Genomic DNA, 20,306 nt, shown 5'->3' with positions numbered 1-20,306 from the left:
ATACCGACCGTGCCACAAATCGGGTCATCTGCCGAATGCGTACGGCGCTTACTATGCTCCCGGTGCGGACCTTCCGGTTCGCCATTGCCGCAGACGGCGACAGGGGAGGAAGCCCGGTGCGAATCCGGCGCGGTCCCGCCACTGTGAACTTGGCCACCGGTGCCTCCGGCGGTCGAGCGAGCCAGGAACTCCCGCCGTCCGACACCACCCGGGGCGCGGACACCCCGAGGAAGGGTTTTCGTTGTGACCGGATCATCCGAGTTGCCCCGTTCCGCCGACTCCAGCACCACCGCCCCGGTGCGGGGTGGCGAGGAACTGCCCCCGGCCGAAGCGCCTTCGCCCGCCGGTGAGCAGGGGCTCGGCGGGCCGCATCCCGAACGGGTGCTGCTGCTGAGCACGTCGGACACGGACCTGCTCAGCGCTCGGGCGGCCGGGGGACCGGTGGCGTACCGGTTCGCGAACCCGACGCGGGTGGACGTGGCGCTGCTGCCGGAGCTGCTGGAGGGCGTCGGCCTGGTCGTCGTACGCCTGCTGGGCGGACTGCGGGCGTGGCAGGAGGGGCTGGACGCGCTGCTGGCGACGACCCTGCCGGTGGTGGTGCTGAGCGGCGAACAGGCGCCGGACGCCCAGCTGATGGCGGCGTCCACGGTGCCGGTGGGCCTCGCGGCCGAGGCGCATGCGTACCTGGCGCACGGCGGCCCGGCCAACCTGGAGCAGCTCGCCCGCTTCCTGTCCGACACGGTGCTGCTCACCGGCCACGGCTTCGAACCGCCCGCGCCCGCGCCCTCCTGGGGCCCGCTGGAGCGGACGGCCGCCGCGGCGCCCGCGGACGCCCCCGCCGTCGCCGTGCTCTACTACCGCGCCCACCACATGAGTGGGAACACCGCGTTCGTCGGCGCCCTGTGCGACGCGATCGAGGCGGCCGGGGCCCGGGCGCTGCCGTACTTCGTCGCCTCCCTGCGCACCCCCGAGCCCGGACTCGTCGCAGAACTGTCCGCCGCCGACGCGATCGTCACCACCGTGCTCGCCGCCGGCGGCACCCGCCCCGCCGACGCGTCCGCGGGCGGCGACGACGACGCGTGGGACGCGGGCGCGCTCACCGGCCTGGACGTCCCCGTGCTCCAGGCGCTGTGCCTGACCGGCTCGCGCGCCGCGTGGCTGGCGAACGACGAGGGCGTCTCCCCGCTCGACGCGGCCACCCAGATCGCGGTGCCCGAGTTCGACGGGCGGCTGATCACCGTCCCGTTCTCGTTCAAGGAGGTCGACGCCGACGGCCTGCCCGCCTACGTCGCCGACCCCGAGCGCGCCGCCCGCGTGGCCGGCATCGCCGTACGGCACGCCCGGCTGCGGCACATACCCGCCGCCGACAAGCGCCTGGCCCTGGTGCTGTCCGCCTACCCCACCAAGCACTCCCGCATCGGCAACGCGGTCGGCCTCGACACCCCCGCCAGCGCGATGGCCCTGCTGCGCCGCCTGCGCGAGGAGGGCTACGACTTCGGGCCCGACCCCGTCCCCGGCCTCGACGCGCCGTCCGACGGCGGTCCCTCCGACGTCACCCCTTCCGACGGCTCCCCCCTCCACCCCGGCGACGCCCTCATCCGCGCCCTCATCGACGCCGGCGGCCACGACCAGGACTGGCTCACCGAGGAGCAGTTGGCCCGCAACCCCGTCCGGGTCCCCGCCGCCGACTACCGCCGCTGGTACGCCACCCTGCCGCGGGAACTGCGCGACGCGGTCGAGGAGCACTGGGGCCCGCCGCCCGGCGAGCTGTTCGTCGACCGCAGCCGCAACCCCGAGGGCGACATCGTGCTCGCCGCCCTCCGCCACGGGAACCTGCTGGTCCTCATCCAGCCGCCGCGCGGCTTCGGCGAGAACCCGATCGCGATCTACCACGACCCCGACCTGCCGCCCTCGCACCACTACCTGGCCGCGTACCACTGGATCGCCGCCCCCGCCGCGGACGGCGGCTTCGGCGCCGACGCGATGATCCACCTCGGCAAGCACGGCAACCTGGAGTGGCTGCCCGGCAAGAACGCCGGCCTGTCGGCGGCCTGCGGCCCGGACGCGGTCCTGGGCGACCTGCCGCTGGTCTACCCGTTCCTGGTCAACGACCCGGGCGAGGGCACCCAGGCCAAGCGCCGCGCCCACGCCACCCTCGTCGACCACCTCGTGCCGCCGATGGCCCGCGCCGACTCCTACGGCGACATCGCCCGCCTCGAGCAGCTGATGGACGAGCACGCCCAGATCGCGGCCATGGACCCGGCGAAGCTCCCGGCGATCCGCGCCCAGATCTGGACCCTCATCCAGGCCGCCCGCCTCGACCACGACCTGGGCCTGGCCGACCGCCCCGACGACGAGGGCTTCGACGACTTCCTGCTGCACGTCGACGGCTGGCTCTGCGAGATCAAGGACGCCCAGATCCGCGACGGCCTGCACGTCCTCGGCCAGGCCCCGGCCGGTACCGACCGGGTCAACCTGGTGCTGGCGATCCTGCGCGCCCGGCAGATCTGGGGCGGCACCGCGGCCCTGCCCGGGCTGCGCGAGGCGCTGGGCCTGGACGAGTCCGCCGCCACCCGCACCGCCGCCGACGCCGTCGAGGAGCGCGCCCGCGCCCTGGTCCAGGCGATGGAGGACGCCGGCTGGGACCCGGCCGCCGTGCCCGCCGTCACCGCCGGCAGCGGCGAACAGGTCGCCGCCGTCCTGGAGTTCGCCGCCCGCGAGGTGGTCCCCCGGCTCACCGCGACCACCGACGAGATCGACCGCACCGTGCACGCGCTGGCCGGCGGCTTCGTGCCCGCCGGGCCGTCCGGCTCGCCGCTGCGCGGCCTGGTCAACGTGCTGCCCACCGGCCGCAACTTCTACTCCGTCGACCCCAAGGCGGTGCCTTCCCGGCTCGCCTGGGAGACCGGGCAGGCGCTCGCCGAGTCGCTGCTGACCCGCTACCGCACCGACAACGGCGACTGGCCGGCGTCGGTGGGCCTGTCGCTGTGGGGCACCTCCGCGATGCGCACCGCGGGCGACGACATCGCCGAGGCGCTGGCCCTGCTCGGCATCCGCCCGGTCTGGGACGACGCCTCCCGCCGCGTCACCGGCCTGGAGCCGGTGCCGCTGGACGAGCTGGGCCGCCCCCGGATCGACGTCACCCTGCGCATCTCCGGCTTCTTCCGCGACGCGTTCCCGCACACCGTCGCCCTGCTCGACGACGCGGTGCGGCTGGCCGCCTCCCTCGACGAGCCCGACGACCGCAACCACGTACGCGCCCACACCCGCGCCGACCTCGCCGAGCACGGCGACGAGCGCCGCGCCACCACCCGCATCTTCGGCTCCCGGCCGGGCACGTACGGCGCCGGGCTGCTCCAGCTGATCGACTCCCGCGACTGGCGCACCGACGCCGACCTCGCCGAGGTCTACACCGTCTGGGGCGGCTACGCCTACGGCCGCGGGCTCGACGGCCGCCCGGCGCGCGGCGAGATGGAGACCGCCTACCGCCGGATCGCCGTCGCCGCGAAGAACACCGACACCCGCGAGCACGACATCGCCGACTCCGACGACTACTTCCAGTACCACGGCGGCATGGTCGCCGCGGTACGGGCGCTGCGCGGCACCGCCCCCGAGGCGTACATCGGTGACTCGACCCGCCCCGAGACCGTCCGCACCCGCACCCTCGTCGAGGAGACCTCCCGGGTCTTCCGCGCCCGCGTGGTCAACCCGCGCTGGATCGAGGCGATGCGCCGGCACGGCTACAAGGGCGCCTTCGAACTCGCCGCGACCGTCGACTACCTCTTCGGGTACGACGCGACCACCGGTGTCGTCGCCGACTGGATGTACGACAGGATCACCGAGGCGTACGTCCTCGACCCCGCCAACCGGGCCTTCCTCCAGGACGCCAACCCCTGGGCGCTGCACGGCATCGCCGAACGCCTGCTGGAGGCGGAGTCCCGCGGGATGTGGGCCGAGCCCGACCCCGAGGTGCTCGCCGAGCTGCGCCAGGTCTTCCTGGACACCGAGGGCGACCTCGAAGGCGGCGACGCCGGGGAGGGCGAGGAGTGAGCCCGGCGCGGCCGTAGGATCGCCCGAGCCGGGCACCCGACCAGCAGGAACCGACATCCGACCAGCAGGAGCCGGGCACCCCGAGCCGGGTCCGGGCCCCCGACCAGGAGGAGAACCGCCGATGCGCGTCGCCGTACTGGACGACTACCAGCAGGTCGCCGAGTCGCTGGCCGACTGGTCCGGGCGGCTGCCCGGGGCCGAGCCGGTCTTCTTCCCCCGGCACCTGGCCGACCGCGACGCGCTCGTCGCCGCCCTCGAGCCGTTCGACGTGGTGGTGGCGATGCGCGAGCGCACCGCCTTCCCCCGCGAGGTGCTGCGGCGGCTGCCCCGGCTGCGGCTGCTGGTCACCACCGGCATGCGCAACGCGGCCATCGACCTCGCCGCGGCGGCCGAGTTCGGCGTGCTGGTCTGCGGCACCCGCTCGCACCCGACCGGCACCGCCGAGCTGACCTGGGCGATGATCCTCGGCCTGGTCCGGCAGGTCGCCGACGACGACGCCGCGATCCGGGCCGGCGGTTGGCAGCGGCGGGTCGCACCGGACCTGGCGGGCGAGGTGCTGGGCGTCGTCGGCATGGGGCGGCTCGGCGCGCGGGTCGCCGCGGTGGGCGCCGCGTTCGGCATGGACGTGGTCGCCTGGAGCCCGCACCTCACCGCGGAGCGCGCGGCGGCCGGCGGCGCCCGGGCGGTCGGCAAGGACGAGCTGTTCGCCACCGCGAAGGTCGCCACCGTGCACATGGTGCTCGCCGACGCCACCCGCGGGATCGTCGGCGCCGCCGAACTCGGCGCCATGCGCCCCGACGCCTACCTCGTGAACACCTCGCGCTTCGGGCTGATCGACGAGGACGCGCTGCGCCGCGCCCTGGCCGCCGGCCGCCCGGCCGGCGTCGGCCTCGACGTCTACGACACCGAGCCGCTGCCCGACGGCCACTGGCTGCGCACCGCGCCCCGCACCCTGCTCTCCCCGCACATGGGCTACGTCACCGACACCACCTACCGGATCTTCTACGCCGACGCCGTGGAGGACATCGAGGCGTGGCGCGCGGGCGCCCCCATCCGCACCCTCTGACGGCCGGGCCCGTTCGCCCCTGCCTCAGCGCATGCCCGCGGACGTCAGCAACTCGCGCGCCCCGGCCGCGTTAATCGACTCCGCCAGCTCGCGCAGTGCGCACCGGTCCGGCAGCAGCCCGGCGGCGTGCGCGCGCCGGGCACCGCGGTCGAGTTCGTGCCACAGGAACGGGTTCGCCACCAGCACCCGCACCTCCACCGACGCCCGCCCGCCGAACGCGTCGCGCAGCACCACCCGGCGGTCGATCTCCCCCAGGAACCGCGCCGAGACCAGGTGGTCGGTGTGCACCCGCCGCCGGCGCAGCAGCCCGCGCACGTCCAGCCAGCCGTCCCCCGCGGTGGTCCTGGCCGGCAGCAGGATCGCGAACAGCACCAGCGCGAGCGCCCCGCACACCGCCAGCCGCGGCACGCTCAGCCGGCCGTTCCACGCGTCGGTCACCAGCGCCACGGCCAGTACCGCCGCGGCCGCGCCGTACGCGCTCCACAGCCGCCCGGCCCACGCCCGGTCGCACGCCACCGCGGGCCCGCCCTGCCGCCGAGCCCGTATCCGCACCCGCAGCCGAGCCCGCAGCCGAGCCCACAGCCGTGGCTCCGCCCCGGAGCACTCCCCACGTCCCATGGCCCCGACGCTAGTTCCCCCACCCCCGCCCGCCGCCGCCCTTGACGCCCCCCTGACGCCCCGCCCCCGCTTCCTGGCTCCCCCTTTACACCCCCATGGCCCCCACCAGGTGCGGAGCACGGGTGGCGGTGGGGGCGCGGGGCTCCGTTTGAGATGTGGCCGGGGCGGGTGTTGGCTGGAAGGACCACGGAGGTGGTGAAAATGAAGGCTGTCGTCTATCAGGAACCTTTCTCCGTCGCGGTCGCCGATGTCGACACCCCCGGCATCCAGCACCCCAACGACGTGGTGGTCCGTGTGACGTCCTCCGCGATCTGCGGGTCGGACCTGCACATGTACGAGGGCCGCACCGCGGCCGAGGCCGGCATCGTCTTCGGCCACGAGAACCTGGGCATCGTCGAGGAGACCGGCGACGGTGTCACGTCCCTGCGGGTCGGGGACCGCGTGGTCATGCCGTTCAACGTCGCCTGCGGCTTCTGCAAGAACTGCCTGGCCGGCAACACCGGCTTCTGCCTCACGGTGAACCCGGGCTTCGCCGGCGGCGCGTACGGCTACGTGGCCATGGGCCCGTATGCCGGCGGTCAGGCCGAGCACCTGCGGGTGCCGTTCGCCGACTTCAACTGCCTGAAGCTCCCCCCGGGCGAGCAGTTCGAGACGGACTTCGTGCTGCTCGCCGACATCTTCCCGACCGGCTACCACGGCTGCGAACTGGCCGAGGTCTCCCCCGGCGAGTCCGTCGCGGTCTACGGCGCCGGGCCGGTCGGGCTGATGGCCGCGTACTCCGCGCTGCTGCGCGGCGCCGCCAAGGTGTTCGTCGTCGACCGGGTGCCGGAGCGGCTGGCGAAGGCCGAGGAGGTCGGGGCGGTCCCGATCGACTTCACCAAGGGCGACGCGGCCGAGCAGATCCGGGACCTCACCGGCGGCGAGGGCACCGACAAGGGCATCGACGCGGTCGGCTACCAGGCCCAGGGCCACGAGGGCGGCCACGAGGAGCCCGCGACCGTGCTCAACGCGCTGGTGGAGACGGTCCGCCCGACCGGGCGGCTCGGCATCCCCGGCCTGTACGTGCCGTCCGACCCCGGCGGGCCCGACGAGCACGCCCGGCACGGCCAACTGCTCGTCTCGATCGGCAAGATGTTCGAGAAGGGGCAGCGGATGGGCACCGGCCAGTGCAACGTCAAGCGGTACAACCGCCAGCTGCGCGACCTGATCACCGCCGGCCGGGCCCGCCCCAGCTTCGTGGTCAGCCACGAACTCCCGCTGGAGCAGGCGCCGATGGCGTACGAGAAGTTCGACCAGCGGGTGGAGGGCTTCACGAAGGTGGTGCTGCACCCGGCACTCGCCGCATGAGGCCGCGTCGGTCCGCGTGGGACGGCCGGCCCCGGACTCCCGGGGCGGGCCGGCCCGGTGCGCTCAGAGGACGACCACCGACCGCAGCACGTCGCCCTCGTGCATACGGGCGAACGCCTGCTCCACATCGGTCAGTTCGATGGTCTCGGTGACGAACGCGTCGAGGTCGAGCCGGCCTTGCAGGTAGAGGTCGATCAGCATCGGGAAGTCGCGCGAGGGCAGGCAGTCGCCGTACCAGGACGACTTCAGGGCGCCGCCGCGGCCGAACACGTCGAGCAGGGGCAGTTCGAGCCGCATCTCCGGCGTGGGCACCCCGACCAGCACGACGGTGCCGGCCAGGTCGCGGGCGTAGAACGCCTGTGTGTACGTCTCGGGGCGGCCGACCGCCTCGATCACCACGTCCGCGCCGAACCCGCCGGTCAGCTCGCGGATCGCCTCGATCGGCTCGCTGGTCCGGGAGTTGACCGTGTGCGTGGCGCCGAGCCGCTGCGCGGTGGCGAGCTTGCGGTCGTCGATGTCCACCGCGATGATCCGCGCGGCGCCCGCGAGCCGGGCGCCGACCACCGCCGCGTTGCCGACCCCGCCGCAGCCGATCACCGCGACCGAGTCGCCCCGGCCCACGTTCCCGGTGTTGATGGCCGCGCCGAGCCCGGCCATCACGCCGCAGCCGAGCAGGCCTGCCGCCGCGGGCGAGGCCGCCGGGTCGACCTTGGTGCACTGCCCGGCCGCCACCAGCGTCTTGTCGGCGAACGCGCCGATGCCCAGCGCGGGCGACAGCTCGGTGCCGTCCAGCAGCGTCATCTTCTGCCGGGCGTTGTGCGTGGCGAAGCAGTACCAGGGCCGGCCGCGCCGGCAGGCCCGGCAGTCGCCGCACACCGCACGCCAGTTGAGCACCACGAAGTCCCCGGGCGCGACCTCGGTCACGCCCTCGCCGACCGACTCCACGACACCGGCCGCCTCGTGGCCGAGCAGGTAGGGGAAGTCCTCGCCGATGCCGCCCTCGCGGTAGTGCAGGTCGGTGTGGCACACCCCGCACGCCTGCACCGCGACCACCGCCTCGCCCGGACCCGGGTCCGGCACCACGATCGTCTCGACGGCCACCGGCGCACCCTTGCCGCGCGCCACCACACCCCGAACCTGCTGCGCCACGTCATCCGCCTCTCTACGTGTACCTGCCGGAGAACCTCGACCCCGCATTCTCCCGCGCCGGGTACCGCCGCGCGACAAGCCACGCAACGGCCCCGCGGCCGGTCCCCGGCCCCTCCCCGTCCCGCGGCCCGGCCCCTGCGGTCCCCGGAGCTACGCGGTGCCGCCCCGCCGGGGCTGCCCGGTCCGCGCCCCCGCGGCCCGCCCGGCCCCGCCGTTCGCCCGGCCGGAGCCCCCGGCGGCGCGCGACGCACCACCCCCGGCGCGGGCGGCACCACCCGCGCCCCGGGGCGTACGGCCGCGCCCCGTACCGCCCTGCGCACCCGCCGCGCCGCCGGTGGCACCGGCACCGCCCGCGCCGCCCGAGCGCGACCTGCGCCGCCCGCTCCCGCGCCGGGCGGACCCGCCGGAAGCCTGCGCGGCCGGCGCCTGCGCCGGCACCGGAATCGTCACCGGCACCCCGGACGGCACCCGGGCACCGGTGATCCGGGCCAGTTCCTCGTCCTCGGAGTGCACCTTCGCCGTCTGCGGGGTGATCCGCGCCTTGGCCATCAGCCGTTCCATGTCGCGCCGCTGCTCGGACAGCACCAGCGTCACCACGCTGCCGGACGCGCCCGCGCGGGCGGTGCGGCCGCCGCGGTGCAGGTAGTCCTTGTGGTCGGCGGGCGGATCGACGTTGACCACCAGGTCCAGGTCGTCGATGTGGATGCCGCGGGCCGCGACGTTGGTGGCCACCAGCGCGGTGACCTCGCCGCTCTTGAACTGCGTGAGGGTACGGGTGCGCTGCGGCTGGGACTTCCCGCCGTGCAGCGCCGCCGCCCGCACCCCGTTGGCCAGCAGCGTCTTCGCCAGCCGGTCCACGGCGCGCTTGCTGTCCAGGAAGAGCAGCACCCGCCCGTCACGGGCGGCGATCCGCACCGTGGCGGCGCGCTTGTCCTCGCTGGTGACGTGCAGCACGTGGTGCTCCATGGTCACCACGGCGCCGGCCGACGGGTCGACGGCGTGCACCACCGGGTCGGACAGGAACCGCCGCACCAGCGTGTCCACGTTGCGGTCGAGGGTCGCGGAGAACAGCATCCGCTGGCTGTCCGGCACCACCAGCCGCAGCAGCGCGGTGACCTGCGGCAGGAAGCCCATGTCGGCCATCTGGTCGGCCTCGTCGAGGACGGTGATCGTCACCTGGTCCAGCCGGCAGTCGCCGCGGTCGACCAGGTCGCGCAGCCGTCCCGGGGTGGCGACGACGACCTCCGCGCCGGTGCGCAGCGCGGCGGCCTGGCGGCCGATCGACAGCCCGCCGACGACGGTGGCCAGCCGCAGGCGCAGCGCACGGGCGTAGGGGGTGAGCGCGTCGGTGACCTGCTGGGCCAGTTCGCGGGTGGGGACCAGCACCAGCGCGAGCGGCTGGTGCGGTTCGGCGCGCTTGCCCGCGGTGCGGGCCAGCAGCGCCAGCCCGAAGGCGAGGGTCTTGCCGGAGCCGGTCCGGCCCCGGCCGAGCACGTCGCGGCCGGCCAGCGAGCTGGGCAGCGTGGCGCCCTGGATCGGGAACGGCTCGGTGACGTCCTGCCGGGTCAGCTCCTCGGCCAGGGCTGCGGGCAGGTCCAGCTCGGCGAAGGTGGTCGCGGCCGGCGGCGCGGGGGTCTGCGTGGTGTACGCCGAGGTGTACGCGGACTCCTCGGAGCCGGTGTCGGCCGGGCGGCCGCCGCCGCGGGGGGAGCCGGTGCGGCCGGCGCCCTGCTGGGGGCCGCGGGGCCTGCGCCGGGCGGGGCGGGACGGTCCGCCGGTATTCGTCTGACGGGTTCTTTCGGGCATGCGTGGAGCCTTCCTCGAAGGCGGCGCGTGCCGAACAAAGACTCCGCGAAGAGTGACACCGGGCGGAGACCCGCGAAACGAGCCGGGAGCTGAACGGGTGAGGAGGTGAACAACTGCGGAACAGCGGTGGAACGGCGATGGGAAAGGCCGGGTGAACGGCCGGGGAATCCGGGCGGAAAAGCCGTCCGGGCCCGAAAAGCCGGGCCCCGCGTGCGAAGCGGCGGGACCCGGCTCGGGTACTGCTCGGGTACTGCTGGGTGGAGCTGCGTCCGGTCAGGCCGGGACGATGTTCTCCGCCTGCGGGCCCTTCTGGCCCTGCGTGACGTCGAAGGTGACCTTCTGGCCCTCGTGGAGCTCACGGAAACCCTGGGTGGCGATGTTCGAGTAGTGGGCGAAGACGTCGGCGCCGCCGCCGTCCTGCTCGATGAAGCCGAAGCCCTTTTCCGAATTGAACCACTTGACGGTACCGGTTGCCATGTCTGACTTCCTCTGATGGTGCAGTTCCTGATCCCGCACTTCACGGGCCAGGTGTCGCTGCAATGACCCCATCCTGGAGGCCGGAAAACAAAATGCGCCCGAGGGTCACATCCCGTCAGGCGCACACAGAGTTCATGGGTACCACAACCGCAACAATCCGACGGTAGCACAGGTCTACGGCAGCGCGAAACAGCGCAGCCAGAGGTACCCCGCGCTCACCGCCAGCGTGGCGGCCGCGACGACCAGGCCGTGGCGGGTGAACTGCCAGAAGGTGATCGGCCGGCCGGCGCGCTCGGCGATGCCGAGCACCACCACGTTCGCGGACGCGCCGATCGCGGTGGCGTTGCCGCCGAGGTCCGCGCCGATCGCCAGCGCCCACCACATCGGGTGGTGCCGATCCCCGCCCAGGTGCTGGACCAGGTCGGCGGTGACCGGTGCCATGGTCGCCACGTACGGGATGTTGTCCACGACGCCGGAGAGCACCCCGGAGCCGCCGAGCAGCAGCATCGAGCCGCCGAGCTCCCGGTCGCCGACCGCGTGCGCCAGGGTGTTCGAGACGTGCCCGATCACCCCGGTCTCCACCAGCCCGCCGATCATCACGAACAGCCCGGCGAAGAACGCGAGGGTCGGCCACTCGACCTCGGCCAGTACGTCCTGGGTGCGGACGGAGGCCACCGCCGTCAGCAGCCCCGCGCCCAGCAGGGCGACGACGCTGGGCTCGTAGCCGAGGACCGGTTGCAGCACGAAGGCGGCGACGACCGCGGCCAGCACCGCCAGGCCCTGCACGAGGGTGCGCCGGTCGCGGATCGAGGCGCGCGGGTCGAGCGCCATCACCTCGGCGGCGCGCTCCGCGTCGTAGCCGAAGGAGGTGCGGAACATCACCCGGGCCAGGCCGATCAGCACCAGTACGAGCAGCGCGGCGAGCGGGGCGAGGGTGAGGAGGAAGTCGTCGAAGGTCAGCCCGGCGCGGCTGCCGATGAGGATGTTGGGCGGGTCGCCGACGAGGGTGGCGATGCCGCCGATGTTCGAGGCGAGCACCTCGGTGATCAGGTACGGCGCCGACGGCAGGGCGAGGCGTTCGCAGACCAGCAGGGTGACGGGCGCGACCAGCAGCACCGTGGTCACGTTGTCCAGCAGCGCGGAGACGGTCGCGGTGATCACGGTGAGGGTCACCAGCACCCGGAACGGCCGGGCCCGGGCCTGCTGCACCGACCGGACCGCCAGGTACTCGAAGAGGCCGGTCGGCTTGAGGACGCCGACGATCACCATCATGCCCAGCAGCAGGAAGATGACGTTCCAGTCGATGCCGGAGCGCTCGGAGTAGAAGGCGGAACCGCCGTCGGTGGCGCCGATCAGCAGCATCGCCGCGGCGCCGCCGAGTGCGGCGGCGACCCGGTGTATTCGCTCGGTGACGATCAGGGCGTACGTCCCGACGAAGACCGCGACGGCGGCCCACGCCTGCCAGTCGGCGGTTCCGGCGGCTGTTCCCGAGGCCGTCGACAGCACCGGCACCAGCTCCTGTCAGCGAAGAGAGTTCTCCTGTCCTCGCCGACCAGACTTCCCGGCACACCAGCGGCCAACGTACACGACGGGGTCCGTCCCCCGACAGGCTCCGCCCGCCGGGGGACACCCCCGCGAGCTGACGAGGTGTCAGCTCAGGTCACTTCTTGAAGGCGTAGTCCATGAGCTTCTTGGCGTCGGAGGTGCGCGCGTTCACCGAGGTGGAGGCGAGCACCGTGCCGATCACGGTCTTCTTGCCGCGGGTGGCGGCGAAGACCAGGCAGTAGCCGGCCTCGGGGCCCGAGCCGGTCTTCACGCCGATGGTGCCGGAGTAGGTGCCCAGCAGGGTGTTGGTGTTCGTCCACGACATGTAGCGGTAGCCGCCGGACTTGGTGGTGACCTTCTGCTTGGTCGACTTGGTCTTCACGACCGCGCGGAAGGTGCTGTTCTTCATCGCGTTGCTCGCGAGCTTGGTGAGGTCGCGCGGCGTCGAGTAGTTGCTGCCGTTGCCTATGCCGTCGAACGAGTCGAAGTGCGTGTTCTTCAGGCCGAGCGACTTGGCGGTGGAGTTCATCTTGCCGATGAAGGACTTGACGCGGGCGGCGCGGGTGGAGCCGGTGCCGAACTTGTCGGCGAGCGCGTAGGCGGCGTCGCAGCCGGACGGCAGCATCAGGCCGTAGAGCAGCTGCCGGACGGTGAGCTTGTCGCCGACGATCAGGTGCGCGGACGACGCGCCCTTGGCGACGATGTAGTCGCTGTACGCCTTCTGCACCGTCACCTTGGCGTCCAGGTTCAGGTTCTTGGTGGCCAGGACCACCCGGGCGGTCATGATCTTGGTGGTCGAGCCGGTGGAGCGGCGGGTGTCGGCGGCCTTGGTGTAGAGCGTGGCGCCGGTGCCGTTGTTCATGACGTAGCCGCCCTTGGCGGCGATCGACGGCGCCTTGAGGGTGGTGGCCGCGGCGGTCTTGGCAGCCGTGGCTCTGGCGGCGGTGACTCTGGCGGCCGTGGCCGGGGCGGACCGCGCGGAGGCGGGTGCCGCGTGCGGGGCCGCCGCCTGCGCCGCCGGGGCGGCGAGCGCGCCCGCCGCGACGAGGGCGGCGGCCGTGACCACCGCCGCCGAGGCCCGGCGGATGCTGCTGGTGTCGGTACTCACAACTGCTCCATAGGTCAGTGGGGCGGCATGCGGAAGTGCCGCTCACCGGAGAGACGTTGGGCACGGCCCAACGGTGCACCCGTGCCGCAATTATTTTCTGACGATCCGTCTTACCGATCCGCGAGCGCCGAACCAGCCGCCGGAGCAGCCGCCGCAGCAGGGGGCGGAGCAGAGGGGCGGACGGCGGGAAGGGGCGGAACCGGCGCCGGCGGGTTGCCGGGTGAAAGACGATCAGCGCGGAAGGAACTTCCGGGGCTGTCGGGCCGGTTCCGCCCCGCCCTCATGCTGATGCACTTGAGTCGCTGTTGCAAGGAGTTCGCAATAAAGGTCTAGGGTGGGTCGCGGCCGTCAGTTCCCACCCGCTGAAAGGGGCCGTGCCTGATGGGCACCTACGCGCTTCCCGACCTGCCGTACGACTACTCCGCGCTCGCGCCGGCGATCACCGGCGAGATCCTCGAGCTGCACCACGCCAAGCACCACGCCGCCTACGTCAAGGGCGCCAACGACACGCTGGAGCAGATCGCCGAGGCCCGCGACAAGGACGCGATCACCCCGACCGGCCTGGTCGGGCTGGAGAAGACCTTCGCGTTCAACCTCTCCGGCCACGTCCTGCACTCGATCTTCTGGCAGAACCTCTCCCCCGACGGCGGCGACCGCCCCGACGGCGCGCTGGCCACCGCGATCGACGAACACCTCGGCGGCTTCGAGGCGTTCAGGAAGCAGCTGACCACCGCCACCGCGTCGGTGCAGGGCTCGGGCTGGGGCGTGCTCGCCTGGGAGCCGGTCGGCAAGCGCCTGATCGTCGAGCAGGTCTACGACCACCACGGCAACGTCGGCCAGGGCACCACCCCGCTGCTGGTCTTCGACGCCTGGGAGCACGCGTACTACCTCCAGTACAGGAACGTGCGGCCCGACTACGTCACCAAGCTGTGGGACCTCGTCAACTGGACGGACGTCTCGCGCCGGTACGCCGCCGTGTCGGCCGCCGCTTCCGCGTGACCGCCCGGGCCGGGCGGAGGGCTCCGCCCGGCCCGGTCCGCACGTCCGGTCCGCCGGCCCCGTTCGCCCTGGTCGGCCACCCTTCTGCGGCCTCGCGCGCCCGGGGCGAGAATGGAGGGCGAGGCAGATCCGCCATGCCGAGCGAGGTGGTCGTGTGGACCAGGCAGCCATCAGCGTCTCCGGCCTCAGCAAGCGGTTCGGCGCCGTGACGGCGCTGGACTCGGTCGACTTCGACGTCCGGCCCGGCACCGTCTTCGGCCTGCTGGGCCCCAACGGCGCGGGCAAGAGCACCGCGATCCGCATCCTGACCACGATCCTGCGCCCCACCGGCGGCAGCGCCCGGGTGCTTGGCCACGACGTCGTCCGCGAGGCCGGCACCGTACGGAACCTGATCGGCCTGGCCGGGCAGTACGCGGCAGTGGACAAGAACCTCACCGGCCGGGAGAACCTGCGGCTGATCGGCCGCCTCACCCACGTACGGCGCTCCCGGACCCGGCAGCGCGCGGCCGAACTGCTGGAGCGGTTCGACCTGACGGCGGCCGCGGACCGGCCCGCGCGCACGTACTCCGGCGGGATGCGCCGCCGGCTGGACGTCGCCGCCGCGCTGGTCCCCGACCCGCCGGTGCTCTTCCTCGACGAGCCGACCACCGGGCTCGACCCGCAGAGCCGAATCGCGCTGTGGGAGATGATCCGCCGGCTCGTGGCCGACGGCACCACGGTGCTGCTCACCACGCAGTACCTGGAGGAGGCCGACCAGCTCGCCGACCGGGTCGTGGTCATCGACCACGGCCGGGCCATCGCCGACGGGACCCCCGCGCTGCTCAAGGCGGAGCTGGGCAACACCGTCATCGAACTCGACATGGGCGGCCCCGGCCGGGCGGAGCAGGCGGCCGGCGCGCTCAGGGGGCGGCTGCCCGAGCCGCCCGGCACCGAGGGCGACCGGCTGCGGCTGGTCTCGCACGACGGCTCGCGGCCGCTGCTCGGGGTGCTGCGCGCGCTGGACGAGCAGGGCCTGGTGCCCGAGGGCGTGGCGGTGCGCGAGTCCAGCCTCGACGACGTGTTCCTCCAGCTGACCGGGCACCGCAGCGGCCCGGCCGGCGACGGCGGGCCCGGGGACGGGTCCGAGCGCGGGTCCGGTCGCGGGTCCGCGGGCGGCGCGTCCGGGGGCGGCGAGGCGTCCCGGGAGGCGTCGTGACCGGGGGCGTGCTGGCACCGGCGGCACCGGCCCGGCCGCTGTCCCGGCTGCTGCGGACCGCCGGGGACGGCGCGGCCGTCGCCTGGCGGAACCTGATCGGGCTGCGCCGGGTGCCGCGGCTGCTGGTCTTCTCCACCATCCAGCCGCTGGTCTTCGTCCTGATGTTCCGCTACGTCTTCGGCGGGGTCGTCGCGCCCGCGCTGCACGGGGTGTCGTACGTCGACTTCCTGATCCCCGGGATCTTCGTGCAGACCGCCGTCTTCGGCGCGATGAACACCGCGATCGGGCTGGCCACCGACATGCAGACCGGGCTGATGGAGCGGTTCAGGTCGCTGCCGATGGCCCGGTCGGCGGTGCTGGTCGGGCGGACCATGGCGGACCTGGTGCGGAACGTCTTCGTGGTGGCGCTGATGACGGCGGTGGGCTTCGCCATCGGGTTCCGCATCCATGCCGGGGTGCCCGCCCTGCTCTGCGGCATCCTGCTGGTCCTCGCGTTCGGCTTCGCGATGTCCTGGATCTTCGCGGTGGTCGGCATGGCCGTGGGCGACCCGGAGACCGCCCAGGCCGCGGCCTTCCCGGTGTTGGCGCCGCTGGTCTTCGCCTCCGCGGCGTTCGTGCCCGTCAACACGATGCCCGGCTGGCTCCAGGCGTTCGCGCAGCACCAGCCGGTCTCACGGACCGCCGAGGCGGTACGGGCCCTGGTGCTCGGCGGGCCGACCGCCACGGACGTGTGGCAGGCCCTGGCGTGGGACGCGGGCATCGTCGCGGTGTTCGCCCCGCTGGGCGTGTGGCTCTACCGCAGGGCGGTGTGACGGGGCGGGGGTGGGTGCGGCCGGGCTCGGGCGGCTTGACATGATGCCGGAATGAGCCGTGACCGCCGTACCGCACTTCGCTCCTCCCGGATTCCGCGCGCCGCCCGGGCGGTCGCGGGCGCGGCGGCCCTGGTCGCGCTCGCCACCGGCTGCTCCCACTCCGGCTCCGCGCACGCGGCGCCCTCGCAGTCCCCGACGGCGGCGGACACGCCCGGGCGGGCGGTCGTGCACGAGGACGGCGTCGACCTCACGATCAGCGACGCCGTCGCGCACCTCGACAGCGCGGGCAACGGCACCCTGACGATGGCGGTCCGCAACGACAGCGGGGTACCCGAGCACCTCGACATGGTGGGCGCCCCGGACGCGGGCCGCGGTGCCATCGCCGGCCGCACCACCGGGAAGACCGGGGACCCCGGTTCGCTGATGGACGCGGGGATCTACCTGCCGGACGGCACCACGGTGACGTTCGGCGGCGCAGGCCCGACCGTCACCTTCACCGGGGTGCACGGGGTGACCGCGCAGCACACGCTGCCGTTGATGCTCCAGTTCGGAGTGGCCCGGCTGGTCCACCTGTCCGCGCGCGTGGTGACGACGGGCTGACAGCGGCGGGCGGCAGCCGTACGCCCGCTTGTACGCGTACGCCCGTACGTCCGTACTCCTCGCGCACCCCGCGAGTGCGCGGCACTGCGCGGTTTTGCTGCCCGGCTGCGCTGCCCGGCCTTCCTACCCGACCGCCGCGTCGTCGGAGGGGTCCGGGTCCTCGAAGAGGCGCTTTCGTTCCAGGACGACGACCGGGCAGTTCAGCGCCGTGGCGATCTTCTGGAGGTTGACCGGGGTGGCGCTGCGCCAGCCCGACTCGATCTCGCCCATCAACTGCTCGGAGATACCGACGAGGTCGGCGAGCGCGCGTTTGGTGAGGCCGGACTTCTCCCGCGCCCAGGTGACCGCCTCGGGCTCCTGGTAGAGCCGCCTCGGGCGGGAACGGCGGCGGGAAGTCATGGGGGACAAAGTAGCGCGTAGTAGGGCGGCCGATCAAGCAACTACGCGCGCACTGCGCGGCAAAAGCGCGCAGTAAGGCACTGACCCGCAGGTCGGGGACGGTTGCATGGCTCGCACGATGCGTGGAATTGGACTCGGAGCGCGTAGTAGTGCGAAGCTCGCGGTATGACTGAGGGCCTGCGGCCGCCCCCCGAGGGGCTGTTGCTCATCGCGGCGCGGGAGCGGCAGGACGAATCCGGGCACAGCGTCGCGCACAAGACCGCACTCAGCGCGGCGATCCTCAAAAAGCTCGGCTACCCCCCGAGCAAGCTTGGGCCGCTGAGCGAGACGTACTGGCGCAGCGTCGTCGGCGGGTTCGCATGGGTGGGCAAGAAGAAGGTCAAGGCCACGCCCTACGCCCGCGCAGTCGCCCGGTACGCCTACGCCCTCGGCGTGACCGCCGAGGAGCTGACGGCCGCGGGCCGCGCCGACGCCGCGGATCTCCTCCGGCTGATCCAGACGGAGGTCGCCAGGGAGGAGAAGGAGCGGCGCGACCTCGACGCCGCCCGCCGCGCCTCCGGCAACCCGGCCCGCGTGGAGGAGCGTTGGCTCCTGCTGGAGCCGCTGCTGCGCCAGGCCCCGGTCGGCCTCGACGCCTACGAGCGCGACGACTTGCGCGACCGCGTCGACGGCCTCCTCACCAAGAGCGCGCAGTGGCAGGCGCCACAGGACTCCGACCAGGACCCCGACTCCGCCGCACCGCCCGCCAGGTCCGCGAAACCGGCGAAGTCGGCCAAGTCGGCCAAGTCGGCGAAGCCCGCCAGGTCCAAGGCGGCGAAGACCGTCAAGAAGGAGAGCCGGAGCCCGCGCAACCGCTAGGGCCTGTCGTTTGGATCTCCGTGGGAGAAGGAGCGGGGTCCGGTGCGTGCAACTGCAAGGCGGAGGAGGGAGTCGACGCTGGGGGTCCCTCCCACGCCGCAGGCTGTGGGGGAGTCGGTGACCGACGAGAACGCAGCAGATGTGCGTGCCGGGCGACGCGACGCCGCGGAGATCCAAACGACAGGCCCTAGGCCGGGTCTGACCACCTCCCGCCTGACCGGCGGGGGCTGGCACGCACGCTCTCCCCTGCCTCCGGCGGGAGGCGCCCCCAGCGTTGTCGGTGGTCGGTGCGGCCCGCTGCATTCTGTCCCCAGAGCCTCGCCCGGGAGGGCCCCCACCCTCCGCCTTGCGATCGGGCCGGCGCCCACGCCGCAGGCCACGGGGGAGCACCACACCCCGTCGGCCCCCGCCCTCGGGCGGGACGACGCCATCTGCCGGACACGGCCCAGCCGCGCCCCACTGCGCACCCGGCCGCCGGCACTGCGCGGGCGCTCGAACTGCGAAGTCGCGGCGGGCGTGGGACCGTGAGAAGGGCTTTGGCCTGTTTTGCCACGGGCCGTGCGCGAAAGGCGGAGTGCCATGACCCATCTCTCCGGCGGCGATGCGGAAGGCCACACGGAACGCCCTGCGGAAGGCGGCGCGCCCGGCGGGATGCCAGGAGGCATGCTGCCGGGCGGCGGGGCGCTGGCGGCGCTCGCCCGGGCCGCCTGGCAGGTGCTGCTCTTCGCGGGGATCGCGGCGATCGTGCTGGGCGTCATCGTCCTGGCCTGGCCCGGCGAGACGCTCCTGGTCGTGGGCGTCCTGTTCGGCATCTACCTGGTGGCCAGCGGTGTGCTCCAGCTCGCCGGCGCCTTCGGGCCGCACGTGCCCGGCGCGATGCGGGCCCTGCACTTCGTCACGGGCGCGCTGTGCGTGCTGCTCGGGCTGATCTGCTTCCGCGGCGCCGCCGAGTCCCTGCTGCTGCTCGCCCTGTGGATCGGCTTCGGCTGGCTGCTGCGCGGAATCATGATGCTCTCGGTCGCGATCTCCACGGAGGGCCTGCCGGCCCGGGGGTGGCAGATCTTCTTCGGCGCGATCACCCTCATCGCGGGCATCGTCCTGATCGTCTCCCCGTTCGGCTCGCTCGCCGCGCTCACGGTCGTCTCCGGTATCTGGCTGCTGGTGCTCGGCATCTCCGAGGTGGTGCACGCGCTGAGCCTCCGCTCCGTCTCGTCCCGGTGACGGCCGTCACCGTCCTGTCACAGGCCGTGGGCGCGGGAAACCCGAGGCCGTGGATCATGCTCTTCCCCGGTGTCAGTCGACACAAATGACCGGAATATCACCAGGGGAAGCCATGAACCAAGGTGACCGTGCGGGTCACCCCGGAGACGTGCCGGGTGAACAAGCACGACGACGAGGACGTCGACTACACCGCGACCGGCGCCGCGCGCACCCTCGTGGTGCCCGCGTCCGCGTCGGTGGAAGTCCTCAAGGACACCACCTCGCCGCACAAGGTCACCCCGCGCTGGCTGGTGACCCACGACCTGGACCACGCCCACTTCTCCTACCGCCTCGACGCTCGGCACCAGGTCGGCGCGATGGAGCAGATCTACCACCCGTGAGGGACCGCTGACGCGGGGCCGGGGGAGTGGCAGGATCTGTCGCCATGGACTTCTCCGAAGTGGTTCGACGGCGGCGGATGATCCGGCACTACTCCGACCGCCCGCTGGCTCCCGACGTGGTCGAGCGGGTGCTCGCGTCCGCGCTGCGCGCCCCGTCGGCCGGGTTCTCCCAGGGCTGGGCGTTCCTCGCCCTGACCGACCCGGCCGACCGGGCCCGCTTCTGGCCGTTCGTGCCGACCCGGGTGGAGCAGACCCCGACCATGCAGGACGCCCCGCTGGTCGTGGTGCCGCTCGCGCACAAGGCGGCCTACCTGGCGCGGTACGCCGAGCCGGACAAGGGCTGGGAGGACCGGGCGGAGGCGCGCTGGCCCGCCCCGTACTGGTACATCGACACCGGCATGGCCGCACTGCTGATGCTGCTGACCGCGGTCGACGAGGGCCTGGGCGCCTGCTTCTTCGGCATCATGCCCGAGCATCTCCAGCCGTTCCGCGAGGAGTTCGGGGTGCCCGAGGAGTACGCCCCGATCGGCGGGATCACGGTCGGCTACCGCGCCGACGACGTGCCCGCGCAGAACCCGCGCACCGCGCAGCGCCGCCGGGACCCGGCCGAGGTGATCCACCGCGGCAGCTGGGGCCGCCACGCCTGAGGCCGGACCCGGCCCCGAGCCCCGCCCGG

General features: G+C 73.6%; 18 protein-coding genes and 1 riboswitch. Of the genes, 11 read left to right on the top strand and 7 right to left on the bottom strand.

What is annotated here, in order from left to right; all coding sequences use genetic code 11:
• Positions 1–74: 74 nt before the first annotated feature.
• Positions 75–197: riboswitch (cobalamin riboswitch) on the top strand.
• A 184-nt stretch (positions 198–381) separates the two neighbouring features.
• Together cobN and WA788_RS03365 are read left to right on the top strand one after the other, a co-directional pair.
• On the top strand, positions 382–4,050 hold the full coding sequence (gene cobN / locus WA788_RS03370; protein WP_335972206.1) for a cobaltochelatase subunit CobN: 3,669 nt from the start codon (positions 382–384) through the stop codon (positions 4,048–4,050).
• 121 nt (positions 4,051–4,171) lie between these two features.
• Positions 4,172–5,116 carry a D-2-hydroxyacid dehydrogenase family protein gene (locus WA788_RS03365; protein WP_335971415.1) on the top strand — a complete coding sequence of 315 codons (945 nt, stop codon included), beginning with the start codon at positions 4,172–4,174 and terminating at the stop codon, positions 5,114–5,116.
• Positions 5,117–5,140: 24 nt separating this feature from the next.
• Here the strand turns inward: WA788_RS03365 and WA788_RS03360 are convergent, their stop codons facing one another.
• Positions 5,141–5,734, bottom strand: coding sequence for a hypothetical protein (locus tag WA788_RS03360; RefSeq protein WP_335971412.1), 594 nt, complete (start codon positions 5,732–5,734; stop codon positions 5,141–5,143).
• A 201-nt stretch (positions 5,735–5,935) separates the two neighbouring features.
• Here WA788_RS03360 and WA788_RS03355 point away from each other — a divergent pair, with 201 nt between their 5' ends.
• On the top strand, positions 5,936–7,081 hold the full coding sequence (locus tag WA788_RS03355; protein WP_335971410.1) for a glutathione-independent formaldehyde dehydrogenase: 1,146 nt from the start codon (positions 5,936–5,938) through the stop codon (positions 7,079–7,081).
• A 63-nt stretch (positions 7,082–7,144) separates the two neighbouring features.
• On the opposite strand, the gene WA788_RS03350 is transcribed toward WA788_RS03355, so the two are convergent.
• The 5 genes from WA788_RS03350 to WA788_RS03330 all read right to left on the bottom strand — a co-directional run bounded on the left by WA788_RS03350 (position 7,145) and on the right by WA788_RS03330 (position 13,166).
• Positions 7,145–8,230: an S-(hydroxymethyl)mycothiol dehydrogenase gene (locus WA788_RS03350; RefSeq protein ID WP_335971408.1), complete on the bottom strand. Its 1,086-nt coding sequence runs from the start codon at positions 8,228–8,230 to the stop codon at positions 7,145–7,147.
• A gap of 150 nt (positions 8,231–8,380) precedes the next feature.
• On the bottom strand, positions 8,381–10,036 hold the full coding sequence (locus WA788_RS03345; protein ID WP_335971406.1) for a DEAD/DEAH box helicase: 1,656 nt from the start codon (positions 10,034–10,036) through the stop codon (positions 8,381–8,383).
• Positions 10,037–10,309: 273 nt separating this feature from the next.
• On the bottom strand, positions 10,310–10,513 hold the full coding sequence (locus WA788_RS03340; protein WP_103500173.1) for a cold-shock protein: 204 nt from the start codon (positions 10,511–10,513) through the stop codon (positions 10,310–10,312).
• Positions 10,514–10,687: 174 nt separating this feature from the next.
• Positions 10,688–12,019, bottom strand: a complete 1,332-nt coding sequence (locus tag WA788_RS03335) for an ArsB/NhaD family transporter (RefSeq protein ID WP_335971401.1) — start codon at positions 12,017–12,019, stop codon at positions 10,688–10,690.
• Between the two features lie 154 nt (positions 12,020–12,173).
• Positions 12,174–13,166, bottom strand: a complete 993-nt coding sequence (locus WA788_RS03330; RefSeq protein WP_335971399.1) for a D-alanyl-D-alanine carboxypeptidase family protein — start codon at positions 13,164–13,166, stop codon at positions 12,174–12,176.
• A 381-nt stretch (positions 13,167–13,547) separates the two neighbouring features.
• Here WA788_RS03330 and WA788_RS03325 point away from each other — a divergent pair, with 381 nt between their 5' ends.
• From WA788_RS03325 to WA788_RS03310, 4 genes are all read left to right on the top strand, one after another.
• Entirely contained in the window at positions 13,548–14,165 is a 618-nt protein-coding gene (locus tag WA788_RS03325; RefSeq protein WP_335971398.1) for a superoxide dismutase, read from the top strand.
• Positions 14,166–14,319: 154 nt separating this feature from the next.
• Entirely contained in the window at positions 14,320–15,360 is a 1,041-nt protein-coding gene (locus tag WA788_RS03320; protein ID WP_335971396.1) for an ATP-binding cassette domain-containing protein, read from the top strand.
• Positions 15,357–16,172: an ABC transporter permease gene (locus WA788_RS03315; protein ID WP_335971395.1), complete on the top strand. Its 816-nt coding sequence runs from the start codon at positions 15,357–15,359 to the stop codon at positions 16,170–16,172. The genes WA788_RS03320 and WA788_RS03315 overlap by 4 nt, the downstream gene beginning before the upstream one ends.
• A 51-nt stretch (positions 16,173–16,223) precedes the next feature.
• A complete protein-coding gene (locus tag WA788_RS03310; protein WP_335971393.1) occupies positions 16,224–16,772 on the top strand; it encodes a hypothetical protein in 549 nt (182 codons plus the stop codon).
• Positions 16,773–16,895: 123 nt separating this feature from the next.
• Here WA788_RS03310 and WA788_RS03305 read toward each other — a convergent pair whose 3' ends face one another.
• Positions 16,896–17,171: a helix-turn-helix domain-containing protein gene (locus WA788_RS03305; protein WP_335971391.1), complete on the bottom strand. Its 276-nt coding sequence runs from the start codon at positions 17,169–17,171 to the stop codon at positions 16,896–16,898.
• Between the two features lie 165 nt (positions 17,172–17,336).
• On the opposite strand from WA788_RS03305, the gene WA788_RS03300 reads away from it, so the two are divergent.
• The 4 genes from WA788_RS03300 to WA788_RS03285 all read left to right on the top strand — a co-directional run bounded on the left by WA788_RS03300 (position 17,337) and on the right by WA788_RS03285 (position 20,277).
• Positions 17,337–18,029: a hypothetical protein gene (locus WA788_RS03300; RefSeq protein ID WP_335971388.1), complete on the top strand. Its 693-nt coding sequence runs from the start codon at positions 17,337–17,339 to the stop codon at positions 18,027–18,029.
• A gap of 579 nt (positions 18,030–18,608) precedes the next feature.
• Complete coding sequence (locus WA788_RS03295) at positions 18,609–19,250, top strand: HdeD family acid-resistance protein (RefSeq protein WP_435172372.1); 642 nt, start codon at positions 18,609–18,611, stop codon at positions 19,248–19,250.
• Positions 19,251–19,405: 155 nt separating this feature from the next.
• Positions 19,406–19,630 (top strand): hypothetical protein, encoded by a 225-nt coding sequence (locus WA788_RS03290; protein WP_335971386.1) that lies wholly within the window; start codon positions 19,406–19,408, stop codon positions 19,628–19,630.
• A 44-nt stretch (positions 19,631–19,674) separates the two neighbouring features.
• Entirely contained in the window at positions 19,675–20,277 is a 603-nt protein-coding gene (locus WA788_RS03285) for a nitroreductase family protein (RefSeq protein WP_335971384.1), read from the top strand.
• Positions 20,278–20,306: the final 29 nt, after the last annotated feature.

The organism is Streptomyces sp. CA2R106, assembly GCF_037034245.1.
Taxonomy (GTDB): Bacteria; Actinomycetota; Actinomycetes; order Streptomycetales; family Streptomycetaceae; genus Actinacidiphila.
This window is presented reverse-complemented; position numbering and strand designations above follow the sequence as displayed.